Here is a 9,784-nt window from a genome sequence, read left to right as displayed (position 1 = left end):
TGTCGAGCTGTTAAATACCCTTTTGACCCTTTATGTCCTAGTTTGATTCCGGCGATGCCTTTGGTTTTAAATTGTTTTTTCCAATAACCAACAAAAAAATTACTTACACCTAAAATCTGGCTAATTTCATGGTAAATATTACCTGAAAGCGCCATTTTTACAGCTATTGCTCGTTTTAGTTCTCACAGCATCGATATCGCTTTTAATGAAAGATTCTAACAAAGCTATTTCTTTTTCCATGTCTTTTTGTGGCAGTTGTAAGTTATTCATTTTTTATTGTCACAATCAAGTATTGCATATAATTGTATCACAATCATGATAATGATTTAGGATTGCTATAGTAGAAGTGCTTTTTTGTTTCAGCAAATTATCTCGAAACTCGGGGCTAATGGGAAACGACAACAGCGGTTATTTTATTTGAATTTGCTAACCGATCCATTCTTCGATGCAGCGGGCATTCAAAAGCTATTAATTGCTGCATTGTTTTTAGTTTCACAGGTGGTAATTGCTGCGGCGGGATTGTTTGGGTAGAAAAAGAATTTTGTTGAATAACAGAGTTTTATTAATTAGGGTTTGCTGAATAAGCCGAGCAAATATTGCGTGGTCTGGGTTTTCGCTCGCGCGATCGAGAATAAAGTGCAAGATAAACAGGTAAAATAGTTCAAAACCCGTGCATCACCACCTGCGAGCGTGTACAAAAAAGCTGAGCTTGCCTCCAGCCCGCCATCCGAGTTTGAACTGCCTTTCGGAGGAAAGTTGTCTGCTGACAACCGTTGGGTAAAAATGGCCAAAATAATCCCGTGGTCTGAATTTGAAGCAGAATATGCTCAAAACTTCCCCACAGAAAAAGGGGCACCAGCCAAATCATTTCGGATGGCATTGGGGGCATTAATTATCAAAGAAAAGTTGGGGATTAGCGATCGGGAAACAGTCGAACAGATCCGTGAAAACACCTATCTGCAATACTTTATCGGTCAATCAAGCTAGAGCAATGAGCTACCATTTGACCCATCACTCTTAGTACACTTTCGGCAACGAATCAGTCCGAACCTAATCAATAAAGTGAACGAACGCACGATCGAAAAAATGCGAGAAATCACGCCAGTTAAACCCGAAAAAAAAAAGGATTCGGACGGCAAAAATGAGTCATCCAATAGCGGTAAACTAATCATAGATGCAACCTGCGCTCCCGCCGACATTACCTATCCGACCGACCTAGGAATATTAAACAGAGCCAGAGTTCATACAGAAAAAATCATAGATATTCTGTATAAACAAATCAAAGAAAAAATCCATAAACAACCAAGAACCTACCGTAATCTAGCGAGAAAAGACTACTTAGCAGTAGCCAAACAAAGACGGCAGACCAAAAACAAAAGAATCCAGGCAATTAAAAAACAACTCCAATACATCAAAAGAAACCTCGGTCATATTGAACAGCTAATCAATTTAGGTGCGAGCCTAGAAAATCTGAATAAAAAGCAATATAAAACCTTGCTAGTCCTCACCGAAGTCACTCCCCAACAACAGTGGTTACTTGACAACAATAAACAGAGTATTGAGGATAGAATAGTAAGTTTAAGTCAACCCCATATTCGTCCCATAGTCAGAGGAAAAGTAGGAAAAACTGTAGAGTTTGGAGCCAAACTATCAGCCAGTTGTTTTGAAGGATATGTGTTTTTAGACAGAATGAGCTGGGATAACTTTAACGAATCAGGGGACTTGAAAGCACAGGTAGAATCATATCATAGATTCACGGGATATTATCCAGAGTCTGTTCATGCCGATCGCATTTACCGAAATCGGGAAAACCGAGCGTGGTGTAAAGAAAAAGGAATTAGGCTTAGTGGGCCGCCTTTAGGAAGACCGCCAGCAAATGTGAGTAAATCAAAAAAGAGGCAAGCTAAAGAAGATGAGAGGATTAGAAATGCAATTGAGGGCAAGTTTGGACAAGGAAAACGAAGATTCGGTCTCAGTCGAGTGATGGCAAAACTCGATAATACATCTGGTACAGTTATTGCAATTACTTTTTTGGTCATGAACCTTACTTCCTGGTGGCGCCTGGTTTTTTGTGTTTTTTTATGTCTATTTGGAAACAGAACACCTGTTTTTGGGTTGCAGATAATCTTGCATTATATTTGGAGTGGATTAATACACAGAAGACTTATATTAAATCGAGCTTGAATATATCGATCGCTCCTGCTCTTGGTTGGCGATCGATTATTCAGCAAACCCTAATTAACCGCAGAGAGCGGAAAGAGAGAAGTAAGAGTTAGTAGGGTACGTCTGCTTTGAGCCGTCAATTATTGAGATAATAATTCGCTGCTGACGCATTCTACAACTCAAAAACAGGTAAGATGCCTGTGAAGCGAAGAGTGAGTTTTCTTTTGGGATGGGCAGGAGAGACCGCCCGTAAAAGGCTTATTCAGAATGGTGCAATATCTCAGATATGAGTAAGGTGCGCGGTGCGCACCCGAAGATTAAATAAATCCGTGTTCTGCTAAAAATTCTGGGGTAATGCCTCCCAAATGGTTAATGGCCGGGTCTTCTTCCCAAGGTTCGGGATGAGATTTTGAGCCGCTGCGGAGAAATTTGGCGACATATTTGCCCAGAATATCTGCTTCTAAGTTTACTAAACTTCCTGGTTGCAAATAGCTGAGGTTTGTCTCACCAAAACTGTGGGGAATGACAGCAACTTCAAACCAATTACCGTCAGCATCGCAATCTGCCACGGTTAAGCTGATGCCGTTGACGGCGATACTGCCCTTGGAAACGATGTAAGGTGCGATTTGGCGTTGCCATCCCGAATTTGCTGCTGGTGGGGCAGTAAACCGCATCTCCCAAGCGTTGGCGGTTTGGGTTGATGTCGTTAAAGTGCCGATCGCATCTACGTGCCCCGTCACGAAATGTCCCCCCAATTTGCTACCGGCGCGCAGGGAGGTTTCTAAGTTGACCCAAGCATCGGGGAATGCTCCCAAAGTAGTACGGCGGAGGGTTTCCGGGGAAGCGACGGCGACAAAACCTTGCGGTAGAACTTCCACTACCGTCAAACAGACTCCATCCACGGCTACGCTGTCCCCAATGGCTAAATCTTGTAAAATCTGAGAGGAGTTGCTGGAGGTGCAGGAAATTTGGAAATAATCGTTGCCTAGCGACTTCAGCTTTCCGAGAGATTGAATTAGTCCTGTAAACATAAGTATTTTTCCCTAGTCGATCGCTTATTTACATCAAACCACAGCCAAAAACCAGACGCAGGAGCTTTTGCCCTCCCCCTGTCCCCCCAGAGTCAATGTCCCATCTCAAATCGACAGTGCCCGATTCGTTGCAGATTCAGGCGAAGATCGAGTCATACTGGATTTAGGTAATCTTTATGTCCCAGTTCTCTACTGCCTTACAGTTTCTTAATTCTATGAGGCCGATCGAATGATTGAAATGAAAGTCGCTGGAATTGCCTTAGATGCAGCCACGCGCAGTCCTATAGTCCTATTGAGAGACGCTACTGAGCGACGCGCTTTGCCTATTTATATCGGTCAGGAGCAGGCAAAGGCTATTATTAGTTCTCTGGAAGGTCACAAGCCTCCTCGACCTTTAACTCACGATTTGATGGTCAATTTTCTAGAAGCCTGGAATCTTACCTTGGAGCGTATAGTTATTCACTCGCTGCAAGATAACACGTTCTATGCCGTGCTGATCGTCCGTCAGGGAGAAGTTAAAAAAGAGATCGATGCCCGACCTAGCGACGCGATCGCCCTAGCCCTGCGAACGAATAGCCCCATCTGGGTGATGGAAGAAGTCGTAGCCGATGCTTCCATACCGGTCGATCGAGATGCTGATGAAGCAGAACGCCGGGCCTTCCGGGAATTTATATCAAACCTCCGTCCAGAGGATTTGATCAAGAGAAGCGGCTTTAGCCCGGGCGAAACTTCCTAACATTTATGCGCTATCGACGGTTTGGCAAAACTAACTTGCACCTGTCCGTATTTTCCTTGGGAACCATGCGCTATTTGGCTTCTGAGGAAACTGCCTGTCAGACTGTACAAGAGGCTGTTTCTCAGGGAATCAATCACCTGGAAACAGCGGCTGGTTACGGTTGCAGCGAGGAATATCTCGGTGCGGCCATCTCGGCTGGTTTGTCTGTCGATCGATCGCGCTTCCACGTCACTACGAAAATTTCCCCGACGGAGGATGCTGCTGCAATGGAACGCTGCATCGACGCCTCCCTCAAACGCCTGAATTTAGACTATATCGACTGTCTGGCAATTCACGGTTTGAATACTTGGGAACATTTGGCTTGGGTGCGATCGCCCACAGGCTGCATGGAAGCTGTACGCAAAGCCCTCGCCGATCGCCGCATTCGGCACGTCGGCTTTTCGACTCACGGGCCTCTGGATCTGATTTTGGCTGCAATCAATACAGATTTATTTGAGTTTGTCAATCTGCATTACTACTATTTTTTTCAGCGCAACGCCCCGGCAATTGAACTCGCCAAACACAAAGATATGGGCGTTTTCATCATTTCCCCGGCAGATAAAGGAGGGCAACTCTACACGCCCCCGGAAACTCTCGCACAATTGTGCTCGCCTTTCTCGCCTTTAGAGTTGAACTATCGGTTTTTACTGAGCGATACTAAGATTGGGACTCTAAGTGTGGGGGCTGCAAATCCGACACAATTAGAGCAACCTCTGAAATATTGCGATCGCGACTTTCCCCTCACCAACGCCGAAATCGCTGCGTTCGATCGGCTAGAATCGGCTATTGCAGCCAGTTTGAAAACCGACAAATGCAGCCAGTGCTATGCCTGTTTGCCTTGCCCGGAAAACATCAACATTCCCGAAGTATTGCGACTCCGCAATCTCGCTGTCGGGTGCGACATGACTGACTTTGGCAAATACCGCTACGCCATGTTTGAAAATGCCGGACACTGGTTTCCGGGCAGCAAAGGCAACCGCTGCACCGATTGCGGCGAATGTTTGCCCAGGTGTCCCGAAGAGTTAGACATCCCAACTTTGCTCAGAGATACTCACCAGCGACTGGGCGGTAAAGCAGGCAGGCGGTTGTGGGATTGAAAAAAAGGTGAAGCAGGGAAAAGGTCGATCGAGCGTATCTAAGTTTTGCAATAATTACGCTAAACTTTGGTTTAAGTAAATTTACTGTATAGTCGAGCAAAAAATTACTTAGTGTGGCGACTGTCTGCAAGAGCATCCCGATTTTGTAAAAAGCGTTTTCACAGGAGTGCGAGCATACTGCACAGCCAAGCCTACATCTAAGCGCGAGCACTCCTGTGAAAGCAATCATTGGGATGCTCCGAACAAACTTTAAATAGGAACCGACACTATATGTAAAAACAGCTAAATAAGATAATCTGATTAACACCTAGAAACTGATTTCTGTGAGCATACCCCAGTCATTTTCTTGCTTGGTTGGCGCCGGCGAGAGGCAACAATTTTATGATGATATCATGTGCGATCGATTAACCATAATATCCCGGTAGGGGCGGGTTTTTGAGATTGGAGATTGTTGGCAGGTATTGTTGTGAACCCGCCCCTACAAAAATCGCGGTCGCTCGACCGGACATGATATGAGTAATTAACCGAATTCGATCTAAAATCTAAAATCCAAAATCTAAAATCTAAAATTGATTGATTGTTTTCCAGATTAATTTATCGCCTGTCATCTATAACCGATTCAGCATCTACTACTATGGCTCAAACTCAGTTAAACGACAGCAAGCCAAATTGTCTGCAACCAACTGAAGTTGCGACTTCCGAAAGATTTAAAACAGCTTTCAAGCCATCCACTTACAACTTGTCCGTCACCAGAAAACAGTTAATTGGACTGCTGGCGTTACAAACAATCTTGCCAGTCGGACTAACGGGAGCAGCACTTTGGCTAATATCGGCAGTTGGAAGCAACGAACTGCAAAATCAAGCTAAATCAGAACTGAGCCTTAGTGAAATTAACTACAATCTCAAACTCGATCGCGCCGCCGACCGTTTGCAAAACTCCTCTGACAGCAAAACGATCGCCCAAACAGCTTTAGCTTACAACAGCGGAAAAAAATTATCATATTTGGAAAAATCTGTCAAGCAAATTCTGGAAAGTCATGTCAAAACAGGAGCAATACACAGTGCAGCTTTAGTAGGGAAAGATACGAAGATAATTGTTAGCGTTAATCTCAACCAGGAAGGACAAAATTTTAATCCTCGCAACCTAGCATATCAAGAATTAGCAAAAAAAGAGCCAATTACGGCTAGCAAAATTCTGGCTAAATCGGAAAATCAGAAACAATTGCCAGCTTTGCAACCGGAATTGAGCGAACGTGTCCTTGTGAATTACGTAAAATTTCCCGTAAAAAATCCAAAAAATCAGACTGTTATTGCTGCTTTATTTCTAGGAACAAATCTGAGCAAAATCCCGATGGTTGCCAGTAGCGAAACCGTCAATTCACTCCTCGGATTTTACGCTATTTATGCACCGCTTAATGAGGGCAAATATGTCTTGGTAAGCGGACAAAGTGTTACGAAAAATAAACAGTTGCCCAACTTACAGTGGATGGACAGATCGCTGCTGAGATCTGCACGTGCCGCCGATGGCAAACCAGTTGCCCAGCAAATACAAATAGGCAATCAAACTTATACAGTAGCAGCAAAATCCCTGAATAATCTAGCCGGAAAACCCGCTGTAATTTTAGTGCGGGGCATCCCCAAAACCTCGATCGAATCATGGTGGGGCAACAACTGGCTGCTGGCACTGTCTGCTGCTGCCGTTTTCCCCTTCGCCTTGGCAGTTGCCGTCACCCGCCGGATTGCCAAACCCGGTAACTCAAATTTATCAACAGCAGAGGGGAATTGGGCATTTAACTCCACCGCCGAACCGCAGCAGCGATCCCGGAATTTGGATCTAATTTATGACAATTTAAATTTCGGCGAATTGCCCGATTTATTTCCCAAAAAATCGAGTTTAAACGGTAAATTAGCGGTCGATTTTCGATATAAAAAAACTGCGGGCGATGGCCCGATCGCAAATCCCCAAATCCCGCTAACTTTTCAACCCCTAGAATTGCCCGCAAACTCCGTCTCTAATCAGTCGCAGCCGGCAAATACAGAACTAGAAAAAAGCGCGATCGCCTTACATCAAGTCCAGGAAGCTTGGCAAGACTTAAATCGCCTCAACTTGGAATTGCAGCCAGAAATACTCGATCGCCAAAACACTCAAAAAGCCCTGCGAAAGAGCGAAGCACTGCTGCAAGCGATTTTAGACAACTCAACAGCAGTGATTTACATCAAAGATGTTGACGGAAAATACCTGCTCACCAACCGCCATTTTGACAATTTGTTCGACATCGCAAAAGAGCAAATAACAGGCAAAACCGACTGCGATATTTTTCCCGAAGATAAAGCAGCAGCCTTGCGAGAAAATGACCTGAAAGTTATCGAATCTTCCTCGCCCCTAACCATCGAAGAAATCATCCCTCAAGACGACGGCCCGCACACTTATATTTCTCTGAAATTTCCCCTCTGCAACTCCGAAGGTCAAGCTTATGCAGTCGGTACAATTTCTACAGACGTGAGCGATCGCAAACTTGCCGAACTCACCCTAGAAAAAGCCAAAGCAGAACTAGAAAAAGAAGTCGAACAGCGCACCCTATACCTCCAACAAGCCAACGAACTTTTGCAATTTGAACTCGCCGCCAAAGTCCGCGGCGCGATCGCCGTCAGACAAATGACTGCTCAGGTAGCCCGACACGCCAGAACAGTTGACGGGATTCTCGGCGCTTCTCTTGACCTAATTTTTCTAGTCGATCGATCGGGAAAGTACACTTACGTCAGCCGTACCGCCGCTCAAGCTGCCGGCATGAATCCCAGAGAAATGATTAGCAAAACCTGGCAGGAATTAGGCTGGTCGCCAACAATTATGCAGCGGGTTCACGAAGAATGCGACGCCATATTTGCCACAGCCGAGCCCAAGAAAGGCGAAGTAATTGTCCCCACGGCAAGCTGGGGAACCCGCGACTACGAGTACATTCTCAGCCCGCTTTGTGCGACTGACGGCAGCGTCGAAGCGGTGGTGGCCACGCTGCGGGATATCACCGAACGCAAAGACGCTGAGGAAGCGTGGCAGTTGGCAAAAGAAGCCGCAGAACTCGCCAACCGCGCTAAGAGTGCTTTTCTGGCAAACATGAGCCACGAGTTGCGGACTCCCCTGAACGCGATTATCGGCTACAGCGATATGCTGGTGGAAGATGCCGAAGAGTTAGGCAACTTAGAGATCGTCTCGGATTTAGACAAAATTCGCACTGCTGGCAAACACTTGCTGCGGCTCATTGAGGACATTCTCGACATTTCCAAAATTGAAGCTGACAAGATGGAGATTTACCTCGAAAGCTTCGATGTTGGAGGCTTAATCGAGGAGGTAGTAACAACTATCAAACCGCTAATGGATAAAAACGGCAATACTTTGCAAGTATTGAGTTCTGACAATATCGGCGCTATGCACGGCGATTTGATGAAAGTGCGGCAGGTAATGCTGAATTTGCTCAGCAATGCTGCTAAATTTTCTGCTCAAGGGACGATCGTGCTTACTGTCGAAAGAATTACCAGCCAAGAATTAAAAAATAAATATCAACCGAGAGTTGCTCAAATGTTAATTTTGGATTCAGACTTTTTAGTTTTCCGAGTGACGGACACGGGCATCGGCATGACACCAGAGCAGCAAGAGCGACTGTTCCAACCTTTTACTCAAGCCGACAATTCAACTACTCGCAAGTACGGCGGTACTGGTTTGGGACTGACTATCAGCCAGCGTTTCTGTCAGATGATGGGCGGCGATATTGAAGTTTATAGCGAGTTAAATTGCGGTTCTACTTTTACTGCTTGTCTGCCTGCTTCATTGTTTAGGCGATCGGAATTTTAACATGACGACTGTAGGGGCGGGTTTTACTAACAATAAAAGCCAAAAACAAACAATCTAATAAACCCGCCCCACACCACACAAAATCGCAATGTACATCTTTTGCAGATAATAAAATGTAAGGTTGATGTAGGTTATGTGCTGTGCGAGGGCGGGTTTTATCGATGGCGAGTTTTCGACATAAATTGTTGGTAAAACCCGCCCCTATGGGAAACATATAATAAAGAACACAATAATTATGAAATACGATGTTGATACCCGCAGGCATGGCATTTTGACAAAAAGTTTATTTTTGTTCCCGATCGCCTGTTCTGCGTGCCTCGGAGCCTTGCTGTGGGGACAATCTGCGGCATTTTCCCAGCAGCCGGCTTGCCCGAGTGGCAACGCTGCTAATTTACCGTCGCCCCCGCTTTCGCAAACCGAAAAAAGCGTGCCGAGTCTGTGGTTAGCTCAAAAACAGTTTGGCGGAAAATTGCTCGATCGCTGGTTTGTCGATCCCGGAAATACTTGGGTAATTATCATCGTCAACCGCCAACTTTGGAGTTTGCTCGATTATATGGAACGCTATCAGTTTGTCAACCGCTTCGGCACAGTCGCCAGCGAATACGGTTACAATGTGCGAGTTTGCAACCGTCAAGGCACAGCTTTGGCAGTTTATTCGTGCAAGGGCGATCGGCTTAGTTGTCGCATTGATTTAGAATCTCTCTCAAATCCGCGTCTTCGAGGAAGGCGGAAGGAATTTTAGTAAGCTGTTGTGCCTTTAAATAGGGTATCATAAAAAATGAGTTTAGTCAATATCTACAAAAATGCCAGCTAAAAACCATCTCAATTCCCAACAAATAGAGAAACTACAAAAAGCTTTAAGAGAGGAAGA

7 protein-coding genes and 2 pseudogenes are annotated in these 9,784 nt (G+C 45.2%); 6 read left to right on the top strand and 3 right to left on the bottom strand.

Features of this window, described 5'->3' with window-relative positions; all coding sequences use genetic code 11:
* Window positions 1–155 (bottom strand): annotated as a pseudogene (locus QUA13_RS32925) (helix-turn-helix domain-containing protein); the annotation flags it as partial.
* Window positions 139–270: a hypothetical protein gene (locus QUA13_RS30065; RefSeq protein ID WP_333204453.1), complete on the bottom strand. Its 132-nt coding sequence runs from the start codon at window positions 268–270 to the stop codon at window positions 139–141. The pseudogene QUA13_RS32925 and the gene QUA13_RS30065, both read right to left, overlap by 17 nt.
* An 84-nt stretch (window positions 271–354) precedes the next feature.
* On the opposite strand from QUA13_RS30065, the gene QUA13_RS30060 reads away from it, so the two are divergent.
* A complete protein-coding gene (locus tag QUA13_RS30060) occupies window positions 355–531 on the top strand; it encodes a hypothetical protein (RefSeq protein WP_333204451.1) in 177 nt (58 codons plus the stop codon).
* A 159-nt stretch (window positions 532–690) separates the two neighbouring features.
* A pseudogene (locus QUA13_RS30055) lies at window positions 691–2,184 on the top strand (IS5 family transposase).
* A gap of 296 nt (window positions 2,185–2,480) precedes the next feature.
* Here the strand turns inward: QUA13_RS30055 and ribE are convergent.
* The gene (gene ribE, locus QUA13_RS30050; RefSeq protein WP_333204449.1) at window positions 2,481–3,194 is read right to left on the bottom strand and encodes a riboflavin synthase; all 714 of its coding nucleotides are present in this window, start codon (window positions 3,192–3,194) and stop codon (window positions 2,481–2,483) included.
* Window positions 3,195–3,423: 229 nt separating this feature from the next.
* On the opposite strand from ribE, the gene QUA13_RS30045 reads away from it, so the two are divergent.
* The 4 genes from QUA13_RS30045 (at window position 3,424) to QUA13_RS30030 (ending at window position 9,655) form a co-directional block, all read left to right on the top strand.
* Window positions 3,424–3,930 carry a bifunctional nuclease family protein gene (locus QUA13_RS30045; protein ID WP_172185863.1) on the top strand — a complete coding sequence of 169 codons (507 nt, stop codon included), beginning with the start codon at window positions 3,424–3,426 and terminating at the stop codon, window positions 3,928–3,930.
* Between the two features lie 5 nt (window positions 3,931–3,935).
* Window positions 3,936–5,066, top strand: a complete 1,131-nt coding sequence (locus QUA13_RS30040; RefSeq protein WP_333204446.1) for an aldo/keto reductase — start codon at window positions 3,936–3,938, stop codon at window positions 5,064–5,066.
* Window positions 5,067–5,700: 634 nt separating this feature from the next.
* Window positions 5,701–8,913, top strand: a complete 3,213-nt coding sequence (locus tag QUA13_RS30035; protein WP_333204445.1) for a PAS domain-containing protein — start codon at window positions 5,701–5,703, stop codon at window positions 8,911–8,913.
* Between the two features lie 235 nt (window positions 8,914–9,148).
* A complete protein-coding gene (locus QUA13_RS30030) occupies window positions 9,149–9,655 on the top strand; it encodes a hypothetical protein (RefSeq protein ID WP_333204443.1) in 507 nt (168 codons plus the stop codon).
* Window positions 9,656–9,784: the final 129 nt, after the last annotated feature.

The sequence above is a fragment of the Microcoleus sp. S28C3 genome, from assembly GCF_036700785.1.
Classification (GTDB): Bacteria; Cyanobacteriota; Cyanobacteriia; order Cyanobacteriales; family Microcoleaceae; genus Microcoleus; species Microcoleus asticus.
Note: the sequence above shows the minus strand (reverse complement) of the source record. Positions and strands in the feature narration are given on the sequence as shown.

Excerpts from the sequence above, each read along its gene's own strand:
- QUA13_RS30045 (WP_172185863.1), top strand. The coding sequence starts at position 3,424 with ATGATTGAAATGAAAGTCGCTGGAATTGCCTTAGATGCAGCCACGCGC.
- QUA13_RS30040 (WP_333204446.1), top strand. The coding sequence starts at position 3,936 with ATGCGCTATCGACGGTTTGGCAAAACTAACTTGCACCTGTCCGTATTT.
- QUA13_RS30035 (WP_333204445.1), top strand. The coding sequence starts at position 5,701 with ATGGCTCAAACTCAGTTAAACGACAGCAAGCCAAATTGTCTGCAACCA.
- QUA13_RS30030 (WP_333204443.1), top strand. The coding sequence starts at position 9,149 with ATGAAATACGATGTTGATACCCGCAGGCATGGCATTTTGACAAAAAGT.
- ribE (WP_333204449.1), bottom strand. The coding sequence starts at position 3,194 with ATGTTTACAGGACTAATTCAATCTCTCGGAAAGCTGAAGTCGCTAGGC.
- QUA13_RS30065 (WP_333204453.1), bottom strand. The coding sequence starts at position 270 with ATGAATAACTTACAACTGCCACAAAAAGACATGGAAAAAGAAATAGCT.